This is a genomic window from Microbispora rosea, from assembly GCF_044460045.1.
Taxonomy (GTDB): domain Bacteria; phylum Actinomycetota; class Actinomycetes; order Streptosporangiales; family Streptosporangiaceae; genus Microbispora; species Microbispora rosea.
Genome location: NZ_JBITJO010000012.1, coordinates 157,218 through 181,883 on the forward strand (window position 1 = coordinate 157,218; position 24,666 = coordinate 181,883).

General features: G+C 70.2%; 17 protein-coding genes. 12 read left to right on the plus strand and 5 right to left on the minus strand.

Annotated elements, in window-relative coordinates:
- The first annotated feature begins 199 nt into the window (after window positions 1-199).
- The 3 genes from ACIBK1_RS35320 (at window position 200) to ACIBK1_RS35330 (ending at window position 10,025) form a co-directional block, all read left to right on the plus strand.
- The gene (locus ACIBK1_RS35320) at window positions 200-3,928 is read left to right on the plus strand and encodes a S8 family serine peptidase (protein WP_396740035.1); all 3,729 of its coding nucleotides are present in this window, start codon (window positions 200-202) and stop codon (window positions 3,926-3,928) included.
- Between the two features lie 270 nt (window positions 3,929-4,198).
- Complete coding sequence (locus ACIBK1_RS35325; protein WP_051762540.1) at window positions 4,199-5,293, plus strand: HupE/UreJ family protein; 1,095 nt, start codon at window positions 4,199-4,201, stop codon at window positions 5,291-5,293.
- 31 nt (window positions 5,294-5,324) lie between these two features.
- On the plus strand, window positions 5,325-10,025 hold the full coding sequence (locus ACIBK1_RS35330) for an outer membrane protein assembly factor BamB family protein (protein ID WP_396740036.1): 4,701 nt from the start codon (window positions 5,325-5,327) through the stop codon (window positions 10,023-10,025).
- 203 nt (window positions 10,026-10,228) lie between these two features.
- Here the strand turns inward: ACIBK1_RS35330 and ACIBK1_RS35335 are convergent, their stop codons facing one another.
- Entirely contained in the window at window positions 10,229-10,735 is a 507-nt protein-coding gene (locus tag ACIBK1_RS35335; protein WP_030511547.1) for a hypothetical protein, read from the minus strand.
- Between the two features lie 196 nt (window positions 10,736-10,931).
- Window positions 10,932-11,705: a hypothetical protein gene (locus ACIBK1_RS35340; protein ID WP_197042890.1), complete on the minus strand. Its 774-nt coding sequence runs from the start codon at window positions 11,703-11,705 to the stop codon at window positions 10,932-10,934.
- Between the two features lie 449 nt (window positions 11,706-12,154).
- Between ACIBK1_RS35340 and ACIBK1_RS35345 the strand changes: the two genes are divergently transcribed.
- Together ACIBK1_RS35345 and ACIBK1_RS35350 are read left to right on the plus strand one after the other, a co-directional pair.
- Window positions 12,155-13,414, plus strand: a complete 1,260-nt coding sequence (locus tag ACIBK1_RS35345; protein ID WP_396740037.1) for an MFS transporter — start codon at window positions 12,155-12,157, stop codon at window positions 13,412-13,414.
- 183 nt (window positions 13,415-13,597) lie between these two features.
- Complete coding sequence (locus ACIBK1_RS35350) at window positions 13,598-14,482, plus strand: glycosyltransferase family 2 protein (RefSeq protein ID WP_387076749.1); 885 nt, start codon at window positions 13,598-13,600, stop codon at window positions 14,480-14,482.
- Between the two features lie 138 nt (window positions 14,483-14,620).
- On the opposite strand, the gene ACIBK1_RS35355 is transcribed toward ACIBK1_RS35350, so the two are convergent.
- Entirely contained in the window at window positions 14,621-16,351 is a 1,731-nt protein-coding gene (locus ACIBK1_RS35355; protein WP_396740038.1) for an RICIN domain-containing protein, read from the minus strand.
- Between the two features lie 738 nt (window positions 16,352-17,089).
- On the opposite strand from ACIBK1_RS35355, the gene ACIBK1_RS35360 reads away from it, so the two are divergent.
- The 5 genes from ACIBK1_RS35360 (at window position 17,090) to ACIBK1_RS35380 (ending at window position 21,041) form a co-directional block, all read left to right on the plus strand.
- Window positions 17,090-17,395: a hypothetical protein gene (locus ACIBK1_RS35360; RefSeq protein WP_030511542.1), complete on the plus strand. Its 306-nt coding sequence runs from the start codon at window positions 17,090-17,092 to the stop codon at window positions 17,393-17,395.
- A gap of 26 nt (window positions 17,396-17,421) precedes the next feature.
- Window positions 17,422-18,159: a DUF899 domain-containing protein gene (locus ACIBK1_RS35365; RefSeq protein ID WP_357325508.1), complete on the plus strand. Its 738-nt coding sequence runs from the start codon at window positions 17,422-17,424 to the stop codon at window positions 18,157-18,159.
- A 76-nt stretch (window positions 18,160-18,235) separates the two neighbouring features.
- Entirely contained in the window at window positions 18,236-18,424 is a 189-nt protein-coding gene (locus tag ACIBK1_RS35370) for a hypothetical protein (RefSeq protein WP_030511540.1), read from the plus strand.
- Between the two features lie 11 nt (window positions 18,425-18,435).
- Window positions 18,436-19,437, plus strand: a complete 1,002-nt coding sequence (locus ACIBK1_RS35375) for a sigma-70 family RNA polymerase sigma factor (protein ID WP_396740039.1) — start codon at window positions 18,436-18,438, stop codon at window positions 19,435-19,437.
- Between the two features lie 509 nt (window positions 19,438-19,946).
- A complete protein-coding gene (locus ACIBK1_RS35380; protein ID WP_396740040.1) occupies window positions 19,947-21,041 on the plus strand; it encodes a glycoside hydrolase family 11 protein in 1,095 nt (364 codons plus the stop codon).
- An 84-nt stretch (window positions 21,042-21,125) separates the two neighbouring features.
- Here ACIBK1_RS35380 and ACIBK1_RS35385 read toward each other — a convergent pair whose 3' ends face one another.
- Window positions 21,126-21,932 (minus strand): SDR family oxidoreductase, encoded by an 807-nt coding sequence (locus ACIBK1_RS35385; protein ID WP_051762846.1) that lies wholly within the window; start codon window positions 21,930-21,932, stop codon window positions 21,126-21,128.
- Between the two features lie 211 nt (window positions 21,933-22,143).
- Here ACIBK1_RS35385 and ACIBK1_RS35390 point away from each other — a divergent pair, with 211 nt between their 5' ends.
- Window positions 22,144-23,151: an RNA polymerase sigma-70 factor gene (locus ACIBK1_RS35390; RefSeq protein ID WP_081904057.1), complete on the plus strand. Its 1,008-nt coding sequence runs from the start codon at window positions 22,144-22,146 to the stop codon at window positions 23,149-23,151.
- On the opposite strand, the gene ACIBK1_RS35395 is transcribed toward ACIBK1_RS35390, so the two are convergent.
- A complete protein-coding gene (locus tag ACIBK1_RS35395; protein WP_396740041.1) occupies window positions 23,143-24,117 on the minus strand; it encodes a helix-turn-helix transcriptional regulator in 975 nt (324 codons plus the stop codon). The genes ACIBK1_RS35390 and ACIBK1_RS35395 overlap by 9 nt on opposite strands.
- A gap of 137 nt (window positions 24,118-24,254) precedes the next feature.
- Between ACIBK1_RS35395 and ACIBK1_RS35400 the strand changes: the two genes are divergently transcribed.
- Complete coding sequence (locus ACIBK1_RS35400) at window positions 24,255-24,650, plus strand: RidA family protein (protein ID WP_030512361.1); 396 nt, start codon at window positions 24,255-24,257, stop codon at window positions 24,648-24,650.
- The last annotated feature ends 16 nt before the right edge of the window (window positions 24,651-24,666 follow it).

Below are 24,666 nucleotides of genomic sequence, written 5' to 3' on the forward strand. Positions count from 1 at the left end.
TACCTGCACCAACCGGCACGAACAGGGTACCAAGAGTGGGTTAAGTACCGCCCAAAAATCCGTGTACAGTACGGATGCCTCATCTCGTGCCCCCTTTCTAGCCTCAGCGATCGTCCGTGCGATGCGCGGAGAGGCATGAAGGGCAACAATGCATTCCACAACCCCCATAGTCCCCAGAAGGCTGGCAGCGGCCGCAGCGTTGACCGCACTGGCGGTGAGCGGCCTCGCCTGGCCTGGATCGGCCTCCGCGGCGACCGGCGCCGAGGAGCAGAAGACCTACATCGTGCAGATGCTGTCCGACCCCGTCGCGACGTACGAGGGCGACGTGGCCGGGCTGACCAGGACCAAGCCGGAGCGGGGCAAGAAGCTTCAGCCCAGGTCCGCCGCGGTGACGAGGTACGTCGACCATCTCAAGGGCCGCCACGACGCCGCGCTGAAGAAGGCCGGCGGCAAGAAGATCTACGACTACGTCTATTCCTTCGGCGGGTTCGCCGCCAAGATGACCGCCGCGCAGGCGGCGAAGATGCGCGCGCTCCCCGATGTGGTGACGGTCACCGAGGACAAGAAGGTCACGGTGCAGACCTCCTCGACACCGTCGTTCCTCGGCCTCGACGCCCGCGGCGGCCTGTGGGACCAGCTCGGCGGTCCCAGCGGCAGGAAGGGCGGCGCCGGTGAGGACCTTGTCATCGGCGTGATCGACAGCGGCATCTGGGCGGACAACCCGAGCTTCGCCAACCCCGATCCGGACGGCCACGCGTACGGTCCGGTCAGCGGCTACACCGGCACGTGCGACCAGAGCAGCCCGGACGACTCCTGGGACGCCTCCCTGTGCGACGGAAAGATCGTCGGCGCCCGGCACTTCGACGAGGGCTGGGGTGGCGACCAGGGCATGAAGGAGTTCATGCCCTGGGAGTTCGCCTCGCCCCGTGACTACAACGGCCACGGCACCCACACCTCCTCGACCGCCGCGGGCAACCACGACGTGCAGGTGACCGGCCCCGCCGCCGGGTACGGCAAGATCAGCGGCATCGCGCCGCGCGCCAGGATCGCCATGTACAAGGCGCTGTGGTCCACCCAGGCCGCGGACACGGCCAGCGGCTACAACTCCGACCTGGTCGCCGCCATCGACCAGGCGGTGGCCGACGGCGTCGACGTCATCAACTACTCCGTCTCCGGGACGAGCACCGACTTCCTCGACCCGGCCGAGCTCTCCTTCCTGGCCGCCGCCGACGCGGGCATCTTCGTCTCCGCCGCCGGAGGCAACAGCGGCCCGGCCGCGAACACGGTGGCGCACCCCTCCCCGTGGCTCACCACGGTCGCCGCCGGCACACACAACCGGACGACGCAGGGGAAGGTGACGCTGGGCGACGGCACCTCCTACACCGGGCCGTCCGCGGCTCCCGCGAAGGCGGGTCCGGCGCCGCTCGTCGACGCCGCGACGGCGGGCCTGCCCGGAGCCGACCCCACCGAGGCGGCGCAGTGCTGGGCCGCCCGCGACAACGGCGGCACGGCGGTGCTCGACCCGGCCAAGATCAAGGGCAAGATCGTGGTCTGTGACCGCGGCGTGACGGCCCGGGTCAACAAGAGCGTCGCGGTGTCGGAGGCCGGCGGCCTGGGCGTCATCCTGACCAACGTCGACGACGATTCGTTCTACACCGACCTGACCCCCGTGCCCACGGTGCAGCTGCGGGTGAAGGACCGGCAGGCCGTCAAGGACTACGCGGCCACCGACGGCGCCACCGCCACCGTCGAGCAGGCGACGGTCGACACCGGCGCCCCGGCCCCGTACGTCGCGGACTTCTCCTCGCGCGGCCCTCTCAGCGCCGGCGGCGGCGACGTGCTCAAGCCCGACGTGATCGCTCCCGGCCAGGACATCCTCGCCGCGTTCTCCCCGGCCGGCTCGGGGGGTCTCGACTTCAACCTGTCCAGCGGCACGTCGATGGCCGCCCCGCACATCGCCGGCCTCGCCGCGCTGCTGAAGGACCTGCACCCCGACTGGTCGCCGATGGCCGTCAAGTCGGCCCTCATGACCAGCGGCACCGACGTCAAGGACGGCCCTGCCGACGATCCCTCGGTGATCTTCGGTGCGGGCGCCGGCCACGCCGCCCCGAACAACGCCGCCGACCCCGGCCTTGTCTACGACAGCGGCACCGACGACTGGATCGCGTTCCTCTGCGGCGAGACCAGGGGCGTCACCAAGGACGCCTGCGACGAGCTGAAGAACAAGGGCTACTCGTTCGACCCCAACGACCTGAACACCCCCTCGATCGCGATCGGCCGGCTGACCGGCACGCAGACCGTGACCCGCAAGGTGACCAACGTCGGCCGCTCGACCGCCACGTACACCGCTTCCGTCACCGGCCTGGACGGGATCGAGGCCGAGGTGACGCCGGACACGCTCAAGCTCAAGGCGGGCGAGACCAAGTCGTTCACGGTCACGTTCAGCCGCACCACCGCCGAGATGAACGCCTACGTCGGCGGCCACCTCACCTGGAAGGAGAAGGAGAAGCACACCGTACGCATCCCGCTGGTGGTCCGGCCGGCGCAGGAGACCTGGGCGGCCTCGTACGGCGTCGCGGGCGACGCCGGCTCCGGCGAGTACGTCACGCTCGACCCCAAGGGTGAGCGGGTCTACGTGACCGGCCTCAGCCAGGCGGCCACGTTCGGCCAGAACAGCACGTCCATGGTCACCGTCGCCTACGACGCGGTCACCGGCGCCGAGCTGTGGAACAGGACCTACGTCGGCCCGGCGAAGGTGTACGACGAGCCGTACGGCCTGGAGATCAGCCCTGACGGCTCCAAGCTCTTCGTCGTCGGCACCAGCCAGGGCGCCGGCATCGGCCTGGACGCCGTCACGATCGCGTACGACAGTGCGTCCGGTGAGCAGCTGTGGGAGACCCGGCACGCCACTCACTCCTCCGGCGACTACGCCAAGGGGGCCGCGGTCGCGCCCGACGGCAAGACCGTCTACGTCACCGGCATGACCTCGTTCGGTGAGGCCGACAAGAACGACTACTTCACGGCCGCGTACGACACCGCCACCGGCAAGCAGTCCTGGTTCGTGCAGTACGACGGCCCGGGCTCCAGCACCGATGACGGCCGGGAGGTCGCGGTGACCCCTGACGGGTCCACGGTCGTCGTCACCGGTCAGAGCGCGGGCCCCGAGGGCACCGGCCTGACCGACTGGGGCACCGTCGCCTACCAGGCCGCCACCGGCAAGCAGCTCTGGGCCGCCGACCTCGACGGGGAGGACCACGGCCTGGACATCCCCTCCGCCCTGGCGGTCACCGAGGACGGCAAGGCCGTCGTCGTCACCGGCGTCACCAGCAACCCCGGAACGCAGACCGACTACACCACCGTCTCCTACGACGTCGCCACGGGTAGGAAGCTCTGGGCCGACACCTACGACGGTCCCGCCCACGAGAGCGACACCCCGCACGACATCACCGTCGCGCCCGGCGGCAAGCTGTACGTCACCGGCAACACCACCGGCGAAGGCTCCGGGTCCGACTACACCACCATCGCCTACGACCCGGCCACCGGCGCACGCTCCTGGGTGCGGAGCTTCGACGGCACGGCCAAGAACGAGGACTACGCCTACGGCGTCCGGACGACGCCGGACGGCAGCAAGGTCGTCGTCACCGGCCAGAGCAGCGTGAACAGCGAAACGGAGCTGGGCACGGCCGTGACCACGGACTACGTGACCATCGCCTACGACGCGGGCACCGGCGAGCCGATCTGGACGGGCCGCTACGACGGAAACGTCGCGGCCGGGGACGGCGCCCGCGGCCTGGCCGTGGACGCCACATCCGGCAACGGAGTCCGCATCTTCGTGACGGGCACCAGCGCGACCGGCGGCACCCCGCCGGACGCCGTCGACGTGGACATGGTCACGGTCGCCTACTTCGAACCGTGGAAACAGTCCTGACCCTTCTGCCCTGACCCTTCAGCAGCACCGCGCCCCCGGCCTCCGCAAGGAGCCGGGGGCGTTCCCATTCCCACCCTTGTCCGCCCCGGCTCCGGGCGTCCGGAAACCGGCTCCCGGCCGGTGGGTGACCGGCGGCGGAAGGGTCGGTGAATTGGGCCGTCGCGGGTTGCCGGGTAAGGAGTGATCACTGCAGGGTTGGCGGTGATCGCCCCCCTACGACGGAAGTGCTGTTCTGTGCGTCTCCTGGCGTTCCTTGCCGCTTTTGTCCCCATGCTCCTCATCGCCCCTCCGGCGCAGGCGCACGTCCGCGCGACGTCGGTCGTGGTCGACCTGCGTGGCCAGGGCGACGGCGTCGGTGCCGTCGTCGACGTGGAGTACGACGTCCTCGCCCGGCTGCTGGGTCTCGACGGCGCCCTCGCCTTGGACGCGGCCGGCGTGGACGGCGCGGCCCCCGAGGTGCCGACCGAGGTGCGGCGCGGCTCGCTGGACGCGCACGCCGGCGACGTGGCGGCGTACGTCGGCGGGCGGCTGCGGCTGAGCCGCGGCTTGGTGGGGTGCACCCCTGAGGACGACGCCCGCGTCGAACTCGCCGCCTCGGGCGCGGTGCGGGTCGCCCTCGCCTACGGCTGCCCGGCGTCCGGCGCGCTCACCGTGCGCAGCGACATCTTCCGCGCCTCCGACGGCGTGGTCGACGACACCAAGACGTTGGTGGCCTACGACATCGACGGTCACCGCGGTTCGACACTGCTCGACACCGCCCGCACCAGCGTCACGGTCGGGCACACCGACCTGCTCAGCGAGATCCCGCGATTCGTCCGGCTCGGGGCGGAGCACCTGCTCTCGGGGCTCGACCACCTGCTGTTCCTGCTGGCGCTGCTGCTGGGCGCGCGGCGGCTGCGCGACGTGATCGAGGTCTCCACCGCCTTCACGGTCGCCCACTCGGTGACCCTGGTGCTGGCCGCGGCCGGGTGGGTCAGCGTGCCCGGCTGGATCGTCGAGCCGCTCATCGCGCTGTCGATCGCGTTCGTCGCGCTCGACAACCTGCTCGCGCCGAAGACGAGCCACCGCCTGCCCGTGGTCTTCGGCTTCGGGCTGCTGCACGGGCTCGGCTTCGCGGGCGCGCTCACCGTCGACGGGCCGCTGTCGGCCTCGACGCTGGCCGACCTGGTCTCCTTCAACGTCGGCATCGAACTGGTCCAGCTGACGATCATCGCGCTCGCCTTCCCGGCGCTGCTGTTCCTGCGCAGGGCCGCGACCACTCCGGTCGCCGCTCGCGCCCTCATGCTCGGCACCGTCGCGGCGACCGTCGTGGTCGCCGGTGCCGGTCTGGTCTGGTTCGTGGAACGCTCCCCGTTCCTGGCCTGACACCCACCTCCCTCATTTTCGAAGGAACCCGATGTCCGCGTTCACCTGGACACGCGCGCGCCTGCGCGTCGTCCTGTACATCACCACGCTGGGGCTCGCCGCCAGTGTCGTGGCGGGGCCGCTCGCGTCGTACGCGGCGGCCGCCATCGACCCGCCGGAGGCCACCGTCAGCGGCGTCGTGTATGCCGACGTCAACGGCGACGGCCGGCGCGACCCCGGCGAGACCGGCCTGGCCGGCGTGCGCGTCTCCGACGGCGAGGTCGCCACCACGACCGCCGCCGACGGCTCCTACTCGCTGACGATCTCCACCGACCGTCGCAAGACGGACATCGTGTGGGTCTCCCAGCCGCGGGGCTACCGGTTCGGCCTGGACGAGTACAAGGAGCCGAGATTCTGGGCCAACCTCGGTCAGCTCGCCGACGACGCCACGCCGACCGCAGACTTCGCGCTCGTCCGTGACGACGTCTCGGACGGCGACACCTTCTCCTGGGCCAACATCGCCGACCCGCACGTCAACGCGCAGCTGCCCGACCAGATCCGCGAGATCAACTCCACGGGCACCGACCTTCGCTTCATCGCGGTCAGCGGCGACCTCACCAACGACGCCAGCCAGGGGCAGTTCGACACGTATCGTCGCGGCATCCAGCAGTCGGCGGTCGGCGTGTGGCCGGCCGTCGGCAACCACGAGTACGCGAGCGGCTCGGCGTACGCAGACAAGATCGACAACTATCGCAAGAACGTCGGTCCGGAGTGGTACTCGTTCAACTACGGCAACCGGCACTTCGTGGTGCTGGAGAACAACGGCTCGGCGCCGTTCGACGAGGAGTTGAACTGGCTCAAGGACGACCTCGCCGCGAGCGTTCCGCTCGACGACGACCCGAGAAACGACATCGAGCTCGTCGTCCTCACCCACCAGCCGATGAACGTGCCGTTCGGATCGCCGTCGGAGTACGACGCCTTCGGCGACGTGCTGGAGAAATACAAGGCGCAGCTGATCCTGGTCGGCCACGAGCACTCCAACCACGTCGAGAACAACTCGGCGTTCGCCTCGACCGCCAAGCACATCCAGACGGTGTCGAGCTCGTACACGATCGACAACGCGCCCCGTGGCTTCCGCTACATCCACATGGCGGGTCCGGGCTTCGACAACCCGTTCCGGATGTACGGCGAGAACGAGCACGTCACCATCGTCAGCCCCGCGCCCGGCTCCGAGGCGCCGGCGGTGAAGTTCCCGGGCGTCCAGATCAACGCGTACGACACCGGCGACGAGGTCGTCTCGGCGAGCTACCGGCTCGACGGCGACGTGAAGTGGTCGCCGCTGCACCACACCGGTGAGTTCACCTGGCAGGCCGATCTTCCCGCCAACCGGCAGAAGGCCGGTGCGCACCGCATCGACGTGCAGGTGGTCGACGCGGCCGGCAAGACCTGGACCAAGTCGGCGGACTTCACCCTCACCCACGGCCCGGGCCTCAAGCCGGTCGCCGGCGGCGACTGGAACCAGCACCACGGCGACGTGGCGCACTCCGGCGTCGCGCCGGCGCAGGAGCCCGGCCGCCTCCTGGCCTGGAGCTTCCGCACCGAGGGCACCTTCCTCACCGGGTCGCCGGTCATCCACGACGGCGTCGTCTACGCGGGCACCCGCGACGAGAACGGCGACGGCAACAGCCGGATCCACGCCGTCCAGCTGAAGGACGGCAAGGAGCTGTGGAACTTCCAGGTGCCGCAGTCGATCCACGGCAGCCTCGCCTACGGTGACGGCCTGATCTTCGCGCCGACCCTCGGCTCGGAGCTGTACGCCGTGGACGCGAAGAGCGGTAAGCTGCGCTGGAAGGCCGTGCCCGAGCAGGCGCCGGCCCCGAACAACCAGCGCACCTACGGCTACTACTCGCCGGCCGTCTCCGGCCACACCGTGCTCTGGCCGTACCAGACCCGCTTCGGCATCGGCAGCCAGGGCGTCCTCAAGGCGCTCGACACCAAGACCGGGCGGCAGATCTGGGCGTCGCCGATGTCCGGAAACCAGATGAGCGACGGCACCCCCGCCGTCATGGACGGCACCGTGTACGTCGGCAACCAGACCGCCGACCGCGTGCTCGCCTACGACCTGGCCACCGGCGCCCGCAAGTGGACCGGAGCCGAGTCGCTCGGCAACTGGCAGGACGGCGTGCCGACCGCGGCCGAGGGCAAGGTCTTCATCGGCGCCGACAACGGCATCGTCGCGCGTGACGCCGAAACCGGCGCGACGCTGTGGACCTACCGGAGCCCGCGTTCCTCGCTCGTGTCGAGCAACTCGACCCCGAGCGCGGCGGCCGTCAAGGACGGCGTCGTCTACATGGGCTTCCCGAGCGGCGCCGTCGTCGCCCTCGACGCCCAGACCGGCAACGTCTTCTGGGAGCGGGCGCTGCCCGGCGACATCTACCACGGTGGCGTCATGTCCAGCCCGGTCGTGGCCGGCGACACGCTCTTCGTCGGCGCCAACAACGGCAGGTTCTACGCCCTGGCCACCGACACCGGTCAGATCCTGTGGAGCCACGAGATCGGCACCTGGGTGGGCGCCGGCCCGGCCGTCAGCGGCAACACCGTCGTGGCGGGCGCCTGGGACGGCAACCTCTACGCCTACGTGCCGGGCGGCCAGTCCGCGCAGCGCTGGGCGACCCTGACCGGCACGGTCAGCGACCCGGAGACGGGCGCTCCGATCGCCGGTGCGAAGGTCACCGCCGTCGCGGCCGGTCAGGACACCGCCGTGACCAGCACCGACGCCCAGGGCCACTACCGGATCGGCCTGCCGGCGTCCACCTGGACCGTCACGGCGGCCAAGCGCGGCCTGATCGCCGACGAGCGCTCGGCGGCCGAGGTCAAGGTCGGTGCCACCGGCAAGGCGACGGCCGACCTGAAGCTGATCAAGGTGAACCACCCGGTCGCCGGGACGTCGACGTACGCCCCGGACTACGGCAACGGCAGCACGCGCACCGACGTCGTCACGGGCAAGGAGTACTACTACCTGGCCAATGACAAGATCCGGGCGTCCGTGACGCCGTACGCCGGGGGCAACAACGGCGCCGGCGGTCTGGGCCTGGGCGCGCTGTCGGACCTCATGCTCAACGACGCCAACGGCGCCGAGACCCTCGACTGGGGCGAGATGCTGCTGCGTCCGAGCCTCACGCCGCCCGACTCGTGGGACCGGCCGGACGACCAGCTCGACCTGCCCGACCTCGCGGTCGACGGCGCCGCCGTCGTCGGCAACGGTCAGTACCGGGCCAACCCGGCGATCAAGGCACAGGTCCGCTATGAGACCCTGCCCGACGCTCCGATCGTGAAGATGACGGTCAAGCTGACCAACACCGGCACGACGGGCTACCAGGGCTACTTCAACTACATGATCGACCCCGACAGCTCGGTCGACAACGGCCGGATCCCCGGGTTCGGCGGCGTCAACCCCGGTCTGAAGACCTCGGGCTGGACCGGGAACTACGTCTACGTCGGCGCCGACACGGCCACCACGAACGGCCAGGCCGCCCATGGTCTCGCGTGGGCGCTGGACACCCCGGCCGCGGTCGGTGCGTACGGCTACGTCGAGGGTCTCTACTACGACGCCACGATGGCGCCCGGTGCCACCAAGCAGTTCAGCTTCTACCACCTGACCGACTACGCGACCGCGGGTGGCGACCCCACCGGAAACATCGCGAAGTGGGTCGGCGAGATCGACCTGCACGACGCGGCCGTGCCGGACGCCGCTCGCGCGGCCGGCACGATCACCGCGGGCGGCGCCGCCGTCGGCGGAGCCCGGGTCACCCTCGAGCAGGCCGGTACGGTGGTCGCCGCCACGAGCACCGACGCCCAGGGCAAGTACCTCGTCAAGGCCCCGGCCGGTCGGTACGACGTCCGGGTGTCCAAGCTGGGCTACCAGACGGCCGCCGGCACGGTCACCGTGCCGGCGGCGGGCAGCGGCGTCGCCGACGTCGCGCTGAGCCCGGTCACGGTCGAGGCGGGCTACGGCAAGCAGATCGGCTCGGGGCTGGTCGAGGCGGGCTACGGCGACGTCATGCTCGAGAACGACAAGCTCTCGATGGCGATCGCCGACGCCTACAACGACTCGCAGCTCTCCGGGGGCACCCGGGGGAAGCCGGTCGACGTCGCCGTCCGCGGCATGGCCGACCAGTTCGACTGGATCAACCTGCCCTACGTCTCGGCGACCCAGCCGACCGGCAACAACGCGTGGGACATCCGATCGGTGGCGGCGACCGACGTCAAGATCGTCCAGGCGACCGGCGACAAGGCCGTCGTGAAGGTGTCGGGGCCGGTCACCGGCTTCACGGGTCTGACGGCGACGACGACGTACACGCTGAAGCCGGGCGACGACTTCGCCACCGTCTCGACGGAGCTGAGCAACTCCGGTTCGGCTCCGCTCAACCTGTGGACCGGTGACGCGATGGACCACGACGCGGCCGGTCAGGCCAGTGTCATCCCGGGCACCGGCATCGTGGCACCCGGCGCGACGGCGGTGTACGCCCCGGCCAAGCCGTACATCGGCATGACCGGGACCGACCCGCAGGTCTTCGGGCTCGTCTACGGCACGCCGGCCGGCGCCTTCGACGTCTACGCCGCGGGCAACTGGGTGATGAGCCGGTTCAACGTCGACGTTCCGGCGGGCGGCTCCTACACCCTCACCCGCAAGCTCGTCGTCACCCCGGGCACCGACGCGGTGAGCATCCTCGACGGCGTCCCCGCGCCGTAACGCACATCCACCCACCAGGCAGGGCCGGCCCGGACTCCGACCGGGCCGGCCCCGTGCGCCGAGCCGCCCGAACAGTGGCGGCGGGTCGCATCAGGCGGACCGCGCCATCACGACTACACGACTACACGTGCTGCACCTCGTCGATCCTGCGGGCGCCGCTGCCCCGCCTGGGCAGGTGGGCTTCCGGCGAGGTCGGCCGTCGCTCAGGGACGCCAGGCGTCCTGGTAGTCGGCGTGCCAGTTGTACGCCGATGCTTCCAGCCTCAGCAGAAGCTCCGCCTGAGCGTGCTCCTCGATCGCCAGGTAGAGCTCGTCGACGAGCACGGACTCCAGGAGATTCACGCGGTCCCGCTTGGCGCCCAGGTCCCGCTCCGCCTTGTGCGTGTCCAGCTCCCCGGCGTCCACGGCCCTGCGTGCCTGGTCCAGCCCCTCGGCGATGCGGGCACGCAGGAACGCGATCAATCCCTCGAACACGGCTTCCGCCTGGTGGGCACGGGCCCGGCGCGCGCCGGCCACGATCTCGCGGTAGCGGACGGTGAGAGCGGGCTCGTCCGTGCTCGTGAGTTCCAGGCGGGGGAACCGCCGCAGGAATGCTCCGCCGCCGGGCGGCTCTTCGTCGCCGACGCCCAGAGCGTCTCCGAGGAGCTCCGCCGCGAGCAGAGGCCGGTTGCGAACCAGCTCCAGGAGCGTCCCCCGGTTGATCGTCGTCATGGCCAGGAGGCTACAGCGAGTAGTCGCACACCCGCCAAGCACGGCTGACGTGGGCTGAGGTGGTTTCCTTCTCTCCGGTGGAAGCTCTCTTCAACCGAGTGGGTCTTCACCACACGATCACGTCTCCGGCCTGGTCATGCGCTCCTCGTCGAGGACGGTGAGGGGCACGGCGACGGCCGACGGCGACGCCCCGTTGTCAGGTGCCGTCGACGCGCGCGCCCGCGATTCCCGGGACCACCGGACTCGTGGTGCCCTCGAGCGTGGTCATCAGGTACTTGGCCGTCTGGTGGTACGCCGGTGCCGAGTTCGTGTCGGCGCGCCAGGTCACGTAGAGGCCGTCCGTCGAGAGTTCGGTGCGGCCGGGGTTCGCGAAGGTGGTGGCGAATGCGTAAAGGTCCTGCTCGCGGGCCATCGTGACGTTCAGGTCCTTCCAGCCCCCGATCCCGCCGGGATACTCGTGGGTGTACATGACCGTCGCGTTGGGCGCTATGGTGCCCAGCCATTCCGCGCATGTGTCCTGCTGCCTCATCGCTTTCCTGGTGCACGGGGCGAGTTCGACGTACACGCGGGTCACCGCGATGACGCCGGTGCGGAGGATGTCGTACGCCATGCCGATGGCGTTGCGCTCGGCGTGGACCTTGCCCTCCTCCAGAGACTCGCTCTGGCTCCATCCGGCGGCGTTGGCGACCTCCAGCCGGTCTCCTTGTCTTCTGAGGACCTCCACAACGGCGAAACACGAGCCGTTGCCCCATGTCGATCGTCCGCTTGCCACCTTGCCGCGCTGGAAAGCCACCTGTGTGGCGCGGTTGCGGGCGCACTGCGCGGCCAGGTCGGTGATGCCGTGCGTGTTGACCCAGTCAAGCCAGTGCTTGAACACCTCCTCCGCCGTGGGGTCGCCCTTCGGCGGCGGCGGCATCGGGTTGGTCCCTCCGGCGAAGCGAGATGTCACCGCCACAGTGCACATTCCCATGAATCGTCTCCCTGTCGAGGGCCAGGTTGCCGCAGGAACCGCAACATACGTCGGCCGCACGCAGGGAACAATGAGCCGGCGATTCGATGGCCGGACCTGGACACACGGCCGCGGTCCCGCGGGGGGACGATGTTTCACAAAGCGTGGCTTTTCAGGCGTCGCCCGGCAGGATGCGGTCCCGTCCAATGGCATCGGGGATGCCGACCCTTAACGGCTCGCGGAACCCCCGGCGCGTTCGGCGACCTGCGACATCGTCAGCGAGACCAGCCTGCTCCTGGTTGTCTGCCCCAAGGCGGAGTACAACCGGTATGCCGGACGCCCCGGCGGCCCAAGCCATCCCTCCCCCCAGGGACACCGCCATGCCCGACGTCAGCAGGCCACGACGACGATTACCCCGGCCCTTTCCTCTTCTTCCACGGCGTTTCGAACGGCAGCGGTCGACGGGGCTGTTGCGCTCACCGGGCTTCGGCCGTTATCTCACCGGGTTCGGCATGTCGCTGGTGGGCGACCAGATCTGGTTCATCGCCTTGGGCTGGGCGGCGGCCCGCCTGGGGGACCCGCGGCAGACAGCACTGATCATGACCGCCGCGTCCGTTCCCCGAGCGGTGCTGATCCTGCTCGGAGGGACGGTCGCCGACCGCTACGGGCCTCTGCGCGTGACCCTGGCGAGCCAGACGCTACGCGCCACCCTCATGCTCACCTTCGCCGTCGCGGTGGTGACGACATCGACACCGCACCTCTGGCTGCTGATCGGGGTGGCACTGCTGTTCGGCGCCCTGGACGCCGCTCACATGCCCGCCGCCGCGGCGCTGCCACCCTCGTTGCTGCAGCCGCACCAACTGCCCGCCGGTCAGGGACTCGTCCAGACCCTGGAACGAACGGCCACGGTGCTCGGGGCTCCGCTCGGGGGGATTCTCGTCGCCGCCGGCGGCCCTGGTCTGGCCGCCGCCGTCAACGCCGCGCTGTTCACCGCCGCGCTGCTGTCGTTGCGCTCCCTGCGGCTCCCCGTACGACCGCAGGCGGGTGAGCCGGACAACCCTCGCGGACCGGAGAACCTGTTCGCCTCACTGTGGACCGGACTGCGCTACGTCGCCACCACACCCGTCCTCGGCCCGATCCTGCTGGTCGTCACCACCCTGAATCTCGTCGTCGCCGCGCCCCTCAACGTCGGCGTGGCGCTGCTGGCCGGAAACCGTGGGTGGAACGCGACCGGCTTCAGCCTCGTCATCAGCGGATTCGGCATCGGAGCCGTCGCCGGTGCTCTACTTCAGGTGGCTCTTCCGTCACCCCGCAAACCCGCCGTCGCGGGACTGCGCTGGGTCGCCGCAGGCGCCGCCTGCATCGCGCTCCTGCCGTTCGTGCCCGGCCTTCCGCTCACGGCCGTCACCGCCGCCGCACTCGGGTTCACCGCAGGACCCGCGAGCGCGCTGCTCCTCGGAGTCGTCCAGGCCAACACGGGCCATGCCTATCTGGGGCGCGTCATGGCGCTGGTCAGTTTCTCGGCCCTGGGGCTGGTGCCCGTCTCCTACACCGTCTTCGGTGTCATGGTCGAGCACTTCGACCTGCGGGCGGCGTTCGGCGCCTGCGGGATCGCCGAGGTCGTCGCCGCCGGCGCAGCCCTCAGCACCCGATCAATTCGCACGACCACCACACCTCGGACAGTTCCCCGGAAGGACCCCGCCACGGCGGATCGTGACCGCCCCGCATGACGTCGGGAACGGCGGGACGCTTCAGGAGACCGAGCGGTCTCGTTTCCCTTGTATTCGGCCCGAACGCACAGGTGACGGCCACTAGGGTGGGCGGGTTAACGCGGCGGGAACGACGTATGACGCATCCACGCTCGTCCTCGTCGCCAAGGCCCAGCGCCACACCCGTCCGGGAGACACGACACGATGACCAGTGCCAAGGCCACCGTCGACGTGGTGGTGCTCACCATGAACGACCGGCCCGAGCCGTTCCGGCGGGCGATGGCGTCCCTCCTCGCCCAGCAAGGGGTCGATCTTCGGGTGGTCGTCGTCGGCAACGGCGTGAAGCCCCATGACGTGCCGGACGGGGTCGTCACGGTGGCCTTGCCCGTCAACGAGGGCATCCCCGCTGGGCGGAACGTCGGCGCCGACGCCCTTGCCGGGCCGGACGCCGGCGAGTTCGTCTTCTTCCTCGACAACGACGCGGTTCTGCCCACCTCCGGCACCCTCGCCCGGCTCGTCGCCGTAGCCCGCCGCCACCCCGCGGCCGCCTACATCCAGCCGCGCATCGCCGACCCCGACACCGGTGTGACGCTGCGCCGATGGGTGCCCCGCCTGCGGGCCGGCACCGCCACCCGGCCCGGCACCATCACCGTCATGGCCGAGGGCGTCGTCCTGATCCGCCGCGCCGACTACGAGCAGGCCGGTGGCTGGCCGGGACATTTCTTCCTCTTCCATGAGGGCATCGACCTGTGCTGGCGGCTGTGGGACCTCGGACGCACCGGCTACTACGCGCCGGACGTCGTCATCCACCATCCCGCCACCGACCCGGCCAGGCACGCCTCCTTCTACCGTCTCGTCGCCCGCAACAGGGTGTGGCTCGCCTACCGGCGGCTGCCCGCCCCGCTCATCCCCGTCTACCTGGCCGTCTGGACGGTGGTCAGCATCGCCAGGATCCGTTCCCGGGCGAATCTCGCCGTCTGGTTCCGGGGGCTGCGCGAGGGACTGAAGGGCGGGCACGGGCAGCGCCGCCCCATGTCCTGGACCACCGTGGCACGGCTCACCCTCGCGGGCCGTCCCCCGATCGTCTGACCGGCGGGCCGGCCCGGACCTCACACGATGCGAAGGGCCGTTCCCGCCGGGCAGGGTGCTCCCCGGCACAGGGTGCTCCCTGCGCCGGGTGTTCCCCGTCGACCGGGTTCGGCCGACGGGGATGAATTCGGCCGGGAACTAGCGGGCCGTGAGGGTCCAGAGGTGGTCGGCGGTGCCGTTGTCTTCCCACTGGAGGACCTGGGCGCCGGAGGACGTGCTCATGCCGTTGACGCCGAGCAGCAGATTGCTGTTGTAGTTGCGGATCTTGTAGTGGCCGCTCCCGTCCGGGATGAAGGACCACAGGTGGTCGGAGGTGCCGTTGTCGCCCCAGATCAGGGCCGTCCCGCCGTTGCTGGTGCTCATGTTGGTGATGCCGAGCAGCAGCCCGCTCGCCCTGTTGACGATCTTGTAGAGGCCGGAGCCGTTGTCGACGAGGGTCCAGGTCTGGGTGGTGCTGGACGAGGGAGTGGCCTGGTCGACCAGGGTGCCCTGGTTGGTGCCCGAGTTCTGCGTGTCCAGGGCGAGGCCGCTGTTCACGTTCTTGATCTGGTAGGTCCCGGCCAGCGAGGTTCCGGGGTTGCCGCCGCCGCTGCCCGGAGTGACGACCACGTGGTATCCGTAGGTGGCGTTCATCGCCGGGATGGGCACGGTGACGGAGCCGTTGTTCACGGTGTAGTCGGACTCGGCCAGCGTGCTGGGCCCGGAAACGGCCACCGTACGCCCGCGCGAGGGGGTGTACTCGACCTTCACGTGGACGGTCCCGCCGAAGGAGCCGAGCCCGTTGATCGCCACGGCGCTGTCGCCGGAGCCGCCTCCGAGGATGACACTGAGCTGGTTGCCCGCGCTGTTCATCGCCGCGGCGCCGTCGATGCCGGTCTGCGCGGGCGGGGTGGTCGTCACCATGTTGCCGCTCATGTCGGCGTACCACTTGTAGAGCCAGTACGCGCCGTTGGGTGAGCCGCCTCGGCCGGTGAGCAGGTCGCCGAGCGTGCCCGACTGGTTCCAGAACGCCAGCTCGGCGTCGTGGACGCCTAGCCGCTCGAACTTGGCGATGTAGCCGACCAGGGCGCCGGGGATGCCGACCTCGGACGGGGCGGCGTACTCCTCGATGGCGATCGGACGCGGGCTGATGCCGTACTTCTTCTCGAGGTTGACGACCGTCGCGATGTCACCGGCGATCTTCGAAGACCTGATCAGCTCGTGCCAAGCGATGATGTCCGGAACGGTGTTGGTCGCGACCGCGTTCCTCAGGAAGTTGTCCATGTCGCTGATGTTGTCCGAGAAGCTCGGCCCCTGGATCGGGGTCGTCGGGTCCTTGGCCCGCACCTCGCGGTAGGTCCTGGTCCAGAAGTCCTCGTACGTGCCGTTCGACGAGTTCCAGGTGTTGTCCGACTCGTTCCACAGCTCGTAGGCGGCCAGGTTGGTGATGCCGGACGCCTTGGTCTGCGCGATCTGCTGGTCGACCAGGCTGAACCAGTTGCTCCAGCTGAACTGGTACGGCCAGCCCGCGTAGACATCGGACAGCCGGTTCACGACCTTCGCGCCGGCCCTGGCCGCCTTCGGGGCGACGGTCAGGATGTCACCGGTCGGCTGCTGCTTGCCGCCCTGAGGCTTCTGGACGAAGGTGTTCGGCTTGATGGCCTGGGCGAGGTTGTCCGCCGGCGTCGACGCGTCCGCCAGGCCGTACAGCGAGCCGCTGGCCACATGCGTCACCGGACGGAAGGGCTGGTTGGCGTTGACCACCAGGGTGGTCGAGGCACTCGCGGCGGCGTGGGCGGGAGCGGCGGCGAGGGCCGCGCCGGCCGCGGTGAGGGCGAGCGAGGTGAGCAGGGCGGCGGCCTGCCCGGCTCTGGGTTTGGTCGTCTTCACTGCGTCTCTCCTGGGAGTGGTTGGGGGGTTGTCCGCGGAGTGGCCCGCGGGGGGCGCCGGCCGGCGACGAGGATGGCTCGACGCCGTCCGCCGGGGGCCGTGTCCACGGGCACCGGCGATCGGGTAGGTGCCTGTGCGGCGGTCACGACGACGCAGCGCACACACGCCGGGTTGGCAACTGTGCGCAAAGGTTTTCCGAGCCGGAAACGTACGATGAACTTGTCTGGTCGTCAAGGCTGTTAGCCAGATGAGTTTTCACCCGAACACGATTGCCCAAGTAGGAAAGCTGCGGACCATGGCCGCAGATGAAACGGAAAGCAAAGGATTGCGTGGGGTGGAGCCGGATCGTACGATCACGAAGGCGAGGGCCACACTGGGCGACGGCGCCGCACTGGCCGGCGTCAGTATGGGAATCCTCTCGAAGGCTCTCAGCGGAACCTGACGTAGTCCTCCCGAGACACGCCGGCAGGTCCTCGACGCCGTCCAGGGCCTGGATCCGGCCCCGACCGGCACCATGACGGTCGCCGCTCACCAGGATCGACGGCAGTCTGACCGCGATCGGTCGCGTCGCCGCCCCTGTGCCTGCATTTCTCCGCGAATGGAAACGTGCGGAGGATCGACGTCATTCGCGTCCGCCCGATGAATTTCTACGCAACGGCGCCTCTGTACCTGTAGACGGCCGGAGAACGGTGCGGCCGCTTCCGGTGTGACTTCAGGCGGATGAGGAGTGTCGTCCAGATGAGCGAGACAGTCGTGGTGCGTTACGAGACACGCGCCGACGCGGCGGCGGAGAACCAGCGGCTCGTGGAGCGCGTGTTCCGCGAGCTGAACGAGACGGCCCCGGAGGGGCTGCGCTACGGGGCGTTCCGCTTGGCCGACGGCGTCGGCTTCGTGCACGTCGCCCTGATCGAGGGGGAGGACAACCCGCTCCGGCGGTCGGCGGCGTTCGCCGATTTCCAGCACGGCGCGGCCGGTCGCATGGCCGTCCCGCCGGTCAGTGCCGGCGCCACGCTGGTCGGCTCCTACCGCCTGTTCCGGTCATGACCCGTACAAAGCAGAAGGAGAAGAGGATGACTCTCCCACGGACGGCGTCACGAGACGAGTGGCTGGCGGCGCGGCTGAAGCTGCTGGAGCAGGAGAAGGACGCCATGCGGGCGCAGGACGCCGTCACCGCGCGGCGTCAGGAGCTGCCGATGGTCAGGATGGACAAGGAGTACGTCTTCGAAGGCCCGGCCGGCAAGGCCCGCCTGGCCGACCTGTTCGAGGGCCGCCGTCAGCTCCTCGTGTACCACTTCATGTGGAACGAGGACTGGGAGGACGGCTGCCCGAGCTGCTCGTTCGCCGTCGACAACGTGGGCCGGCTGGAGCACCTGCACGCCAGTGACACGACATTCGCGCTCGTCTCCCGCGTATCCCTGGCCAAGATCGAAAGGTGGAAGGCGCGGATGGGCTGGGCCGTCCCGTGGTACTCCTCGGCCGGGAGCGACTTCAACTACGACTTCCACGTCACCAACGACGAGGCCGTCGCGCCGGTGGAATACAACTACAAGGACAAGGCGACCCTGGAGCGGGAGGGCCTGGGGTACGCGGCACACGGTGACGCCCAGGGCATCAGCGTCTTCGTTCGCGACGAGGACAGCGTCTTCCACACCTACTCGACGTACGGCCGGGGCGCGGAGGTCATGCTGAGCACCTACCACTACCTCGACCTGACCCCCATGGGCCGGCGGCGCCACGTCAGCGAGTTCCCCTACCACGACACGTACGACGGCGGGGCGGACCATTCCCACCACGCCCACCATCACTGAACAGACGCCGACGGCTTCTCGGGTGACGCCTCGCCAAGGGGCGTCACCCGTCCGTCTCGGACGCGGGAGTCCTGGAATGATCGAGTCCCTGACACTCAGGTGGATGCTCATCCTCATGCTCGTGGGCACGGCGGCGTGGTTCCTGATCCTTGGAGTGCGACCCGGCTCAGGTGGGGCGGCGCCGGGCGCCGCGGAAAGGATCTCCCATGTGGCGCACGCTCTCATGGCCGCGGCGATGGCCACGATGTTCTGGCCGATGGGATGAGTGATCGGACTATGACGCGGACGGCGCCCACGGTGACCGGCACGCCCGACGAGGAGTTCGTCCGGCGGAGCGAGCCGTTCCGGCGCGAACTGCTGGCGTACTGCTACCGCATGCTCGGGTCGATCCACGACGCCGAGGACGTGCTCCAGGAGATCTACCTGCAGGCGTGGCGCGGCTACGCCCGCTTCGAAGGGCGCTCCTCGATGCGCACCTGGCTGTACCGGATCGCGACCCGGGCGTGTCTCAAGGCGCTGGAGGGCAACGGCCGGCGCCCGCTGCCGTCCGGCCTCGGTGGCCCGAGCGATCACCCGGACGAGCCGCCGCGCCCCGGGGCTGCGGAGGTGCCGTGGCTGCAGCCCGCCCCCGACGCGCTGTTCGGCGCGGCCCCGGCCGATCCGGCCGCCGTCGTCGAGGCGAGGCAGACCATGCGGCTCGGGTTCATCGCGGCGTTGCAGCATCTGTCCGGTCGGCAGCGGGCCGTGCTGATCCTGCGCGACGTGCTGGCCTGGCGGGCAAGCGAGGTCGCCGGCCTGCTGGGCACCACGACCGCCGCGGTCAACAGTGCCTTGCAACGCGCCCGGGCCCAGCTCAGCCAGATCGCCCCCACTCAGGACGGGATCGCGGAACCGGCCGACCCGGCCCGTCGGGCGCTGCTCGACCGGTACGCCGCGGCGTTCGAGACAGCCGACGTCGGCGTGTTGGCGGGGGTGCTGACCGACGACGCGGTCTGGGAGATGCCGCCGATCCCCACGTGGTTCGCGGGGAGGGAGACGGTCCTCCGGTTTCTCGCGGCCAGGATCCTGGCCGCGGGGGAGCAACGGATGATCCCGACGAGCGTGAACGGGCAGCCGGCGTTCGGGTCCTACTCCCGAGACGGCGACGGCGTCTACCGCGCGCACGCACTTCAGGTTCTCAGCGTCACCGCCGCCGGTGTGGCCCGGGTCGTCGCGTTCCTCGACGCCGGCCTGTTCGGGCCGTGCGGACTGCCGCCGGCCCTCGACGCCACCGCATAGAGTCTCCATGGAGGGCATGATCCCTAGAAAACTATCGTTGCAGTGGCGAAAGTATCGGGCTCCTATCGTTCGGAGCGGTCAATGGCCTCCGAAAACATGGGAGATCTCGCGAGGCGCGAGGCTTCATATAGGGGCATGTCGGCGGTCTCCTCGCGTCATGCCCGGTGGGTCTTCAGGTAAGTTTCATCGCCTCCGCGGGCGCCCGTCGTACCGGCGATCGCTCCTGAGCAGGACCGATCCGTCGAAACGACACCTTGGGGCGAAGCGGCTCTACGCGCCTCGTTGACAGCTCCGCAGGTTCAGCTCGACACTTTCGCCGTCCGTCCGATAATTTCGCCCGCACGAAGGGCCTCGACCACTGTCGATCCGGATCAAAACCGCGACATGGTCCTCAGGCCGGCGGCCGCGACGACCGGCCGACCTCCGCCGCGGCGCGCGGTGGCCGTCACCACGGCCGCCGGCATCAGGTAGTCCGGCCGCCGTCGGCCCGTTGAGGAGGAAGCGCGTACATGAATCACCTTCCCGTCCGGATGAGAAGCCGCGGGCGCGGCGGTCTGCGGCTGTTCATCGGCCGTGTCTGCGCCGTGGCGCTGGCCGCGGCCGTGGCGCTGCTGCCCGGCGTCGCCCACGCGGCCGTCACCACGAACCAGACCGGCACCAACAACGGATACTTCTTCTCGTTCTGGACCGACAGCCAGGGCACGGTCTCCATGGAGCTGGGGTCCGGCGGAAACTACAGCACCTCCTGGCGCAACACCGGCAACTTCGTCGCCGGCAAGGGCTGGAAGCCCGGTGCGCGCCGGACGGTGACCTACTCGGGCAGCTTCAACCCATCGGGTAACGCCTACCTGGCGTTGTACGGGTGGACGCGGAGCCCGCTGGTGGAGTACTACATCGTCGAGAACTGGGGCACCTACCGGCCCACGGGCACCTTCAAGGGCACCGTGACCTCCGACGGCGGCACCTACGACATCTACCAGACGACGCGTTACAACGCGCCTTCCATCGACGGCAACCAGACCTTCAACCAGTACTGGAGCGTCCGTCAGCAGAAGAGGACCGGCGGCACCATCACCGTCGGCAACCACTTCGACGCCTGGGCCCGCGCCGGCATGTCCCTGGGCAACCACGACTACCAGATCCTGGCGACCGAGGGCTACCAGAGCAGCGGCAGCTCCAACATCACCATCGGCGGCACGACCGATCCTTCGCCTTCGCCTTCGCCCTCGGCCTCGCCTTCCCCCCGCCCCTCGCCCACGGTCTCGCCGTCCTCGCCGGGAGGCACCGGCGCATGCCGCGTGTCCTACTCGAAGAACGAGTGGAACAACGGCTTCACCGCCGAAGTGGCCATCACCAACACCGGCAGCGGCACGATCAACGGCTGGACGCTGACCTGGGCCTTCTCCGGCGGCCAGCAGGTCACCAACGCCTGGAACGCCACCGTCAGCCAGAGCGGCTCGTCGGTGACCGCGCGCAACGTGTCCTACAACGGCTCACTGGCCCCCGGCGCCACCACCTCGTTCGGGTTCCAGGGCACCCACTCCGGCAACAACCCCAACCCCTCGGCCTTCAGCCTCAACGGCTCGGCCTGCACCACCGGCTGACCGGCACGGCCGTACGGCGCGGCGACGCGCGGCAGGGAGCGGGCGCCCTCGGGCCCCGCTCCCGTCGGCCCTCGCCATCCGGCATCATCGGGCGCTGAAGGCGTCACCCCTGTCCGTCGCCGTACGACCGGCGCAGGGCTGGGCGTCGAGCCACTCCTGGAAGGTGGGCCCGGCGAGCTTGGCGTGCGGGCCGGGCAGGAAAGCGCCGTCGGCGGCGATCTCGGCATCGGGCATGCCCGACCCGTCGACGCCGACGACCGTGACGCCTCGACGGGCGCCGAGGAGCTGTGCCGCCTCCGCCATGGTCTCCCTGCGGGGGCCGGCGATCTCGGGGATCGGTGTGCCCTGGGCGTGCGCGCCGGGGGTGAGGGCAAGGTCGACGAGTTCCTCGGCCACGGTGCGGCAGGCGACGAGCTGGGTGGGCAGGGCCGGGATGTAGGCGACGTCACCCTGCTGCCAGTCGAGGAGTTGGCCGACGAATTCGTGGAACTGGGCGGCCCGCAGGATGCGGACGGGGAGCGGGCCGGACAGGAGCAGCTCCTCGTGCACCTTCTTGGCGGCGAGGAAACCGGCGGTGGCCTTGTCGGCGCCGATGATGGAGGCCATCGCGATCCGGGCAGCCCCTGCCTTCCGGCCGGCCTCATGCAGATTGCGGGCCGACGTACGGAAGAACTCCGTCGCCGCCTCCTGTTCGGAGGAGTGCCACGAGGCGACGTCGATGACGACCTCGACCCCCGTGAGGGCCTCGGCCAGGCCCTCACCGGTGATGATGTCCACGCCGGTGGCTCGGGACATCGGCACGACCCGGTGCCCCCGCTCGGCCAGGACGTCGACGACGTGGCGGCCCAGCCGCCCGGTCGCCCCCGCGACCGCGAACGTGATGATGCTCATGCTCCAGTGCCCTTCTTACTCGCAGTAGTTCTGGCCAGGGCATGCCGCGGATCGGCTCGGCGACGTCCTGACGACCACGAGACGCCGGAGCCCCGGTGCCTGTGACAGGCGCGGCCGTGTGACACAGGCCACCTTCGTGGGCGTCACAGAGCGGCGGTGACCGGCGTCTTGTGGTGTGGCAGGGTTGCGAGCGAACAGGCGGGAGCGGGGCATGGGCGAGTGCGGCGAGCGACGTGCGGACCCGGCCGAGCCGCTCGGTCGTGCCGGCCCCGCGAACGGCGCGGCCGTCGTGGACTCCGCCACGGCGGCGTTCGTAGCCCATCGCAATCTGCTGTTCACCGTGGCCTACGAGATGCTCGGCTCGGCCGCCGACGCCGAGGACGTGCTGCAGGAGACCTGGCTGCGCTGGGCGGGCGTCGATCTGGACACCGTGCGGGAGGAGCGCGCCTTTCTGGTGCGGATCGTCACCCGGCAGGCCCTTGACCGGCTGCGTGCGCTCAACCGGCGCAAGGAGGCCTATGTCGGGCCTTGGTTGCCCGAGCCGTTGCTGACCGCGCCTGATGTGGCCGAGGACGTCGAGCTCGCCGAGAGCGTCTCGATGGCGATGTTGCTGGTGCTGGAGACGCTGTCGCCGACCGAGCGGGCGGTGTTCGTGCTGCGCGAGGTGTTCGACCTGGACTACGACGAGATCGCCGAAGCCGTCGGCAAGAGCCAGGCCGCCGTCCGCCAGATCGCCCACCGGGCGCGGGCGCATGTGGCCGCGCGCCGGCCACGCGGCGTCGCCTCGCCGGCCGAGACCCGGGCCGCACTTCAGGCCTTCCAGCGAGCGGTCGAGACCGGCGAGTTGCAGGGCCTGCTCGACGTCCTCGCGCCGGATGTGGTCGCCCTGAGCGACGGCGGCGGAATCAGGCACGCACTGCTGCGGCCCGTTGTGGGGATCGGCGACGTGGCTCGCCTGCTGGCCGCCGGCTGGTGGAGACGCGACGCCGAAAGGTCGGTCGAGCCGGTTCAGATCAACGGCGGCCCGGGGCTGCTCGTGCGCGTCGACGGGGAGATCGACGGAGTGGTGGCGGTGCGCGTGGAGAACGGCTACGTCACCGGCGCCTACCACGTGCGCAACCCCGAGAAGTTGTCGCATGTGGAGCGGGAGACCGCCGTGACCCGCTGCGCCGGCGAGACCGGCGCGGCGGCTCGCAGAAGGCGGCAATTCTCAGGATGACGCCGCGTAGCGGGCGGCGATCGCGGCGGCGCGGTCGCGCAGGGAGTCGCGCAACCACCGCGGGGCCAGGGCTTCCGCCTCCGTGGTGAGCTGCCACAGCGCCCACTCGGCATGTCTCGGATCTTGGAAGGTCACCTCCAGCCGCAGCCGGCCGTCCGGGTCGGATTCCTCCGCGAGGACGGCCAGCGCTGTGCTCACCACGTCCTCCCGCCGCGCCGGATCGACGCGTACCAGCACGGTGACCTGGTCGCCGCCGGTCCGGAACCGCGTGCTGCGTTCCTGCCAGGCCCGGTCCAGATCCACCCGGTCCGGTCGCTGTGCGGGTTCGGCGAGTTCCTCGGCGGCCCGGATCCTGGACAGCCGGTAGGTGCGCTCCGCGCCGGACCTCGTGGCCAGCAAGTAGCCCCGGTCGCGTACGGTGACCAGGCCGATCGGGTCCACCGTGCGCCACTTCGGGGGCTGGTCCGCGGCCGCGTAGTGGATCCGCAGCTTGTGTCCGGCGAAGACCGCGCGCAGGACCTCGGCCACCACGGCGTCGGGGACCTCCTCGGCGACCAGCCGACGCGAGAGGAGGTCGGTCTCCGGGTCGATGAGCAATCGCTCGGCAGCGCCGGCCGCGGTGTCCCGATAGCTTTCCGGCAGCGCGTCAACCACCTTGAGCATCGCCGAAGCGAGCGCCGAGCCGAGACCGAACGCCTGCGCGCCGCGCCGCGATCCGGCGACCAGCAGGGCCAGGGCCTCGTCGTGGTTCAGTCCGGTGAGCTCGGTTCGGAAACCGGGCAACAACGCGAAGCCGCCGTGCCGCCCGCGTTCGGCGTAGACCGGGACGCCGGCCGCGGACAGCGCCTCGATGTCGCGCAGCACGGTGCGGGTGGACACCTCAAGCTCGCGCGCCAGCGCGGTCGCGGACAGCCGGCCGTGCTGCCGCAGCAGCAGCACCAGCGAGACCAAACGGTCGGCGCGCATGCAAGAAATCTATCGAGATACACGACACAGGATGTCGTGATTCGTTGGGAGGCTCATCAACGCGACAAGAAAGATCGCGGCTACCGAGCCCGATCGACGTACGTGATGCCCGCGAATCGAATGGAGCTGATGTGGCGATGGAGCGAACGGCGGTCAACCCGTGGGCGTGGTCGGTGGAGCTGGGATACAACCAGGGCGAGATCGTCTCCGGGCACGCCCGGACGCTCTACTGCGCCGGGCAGACCGCCATGGGCGGCGACGGCAGGCCCCGGCACTCGGGTGACATGGCGGCGCAGTTGGCGCTGAGCCTCGACAACCTGGAGGCCGTGCTCGGCAAGGCCGGCATGTCCCTCGCGAACCTCGTCCGGCTCAACGTCTACACAACCGATGTCGACCGGCTCTTCGAGCACTACGGCGTGCTGGCGGCGCGGCTGGGCGCCGCAGGGGTGGCACCGTCCACCACGATGCTCGGAGTGACCCGGCTGGCGATCCCCGACCTGATGGTCGAGCTTGAGGGGACCGCCGTCGGGTGATGCGACCTCGCCGCCG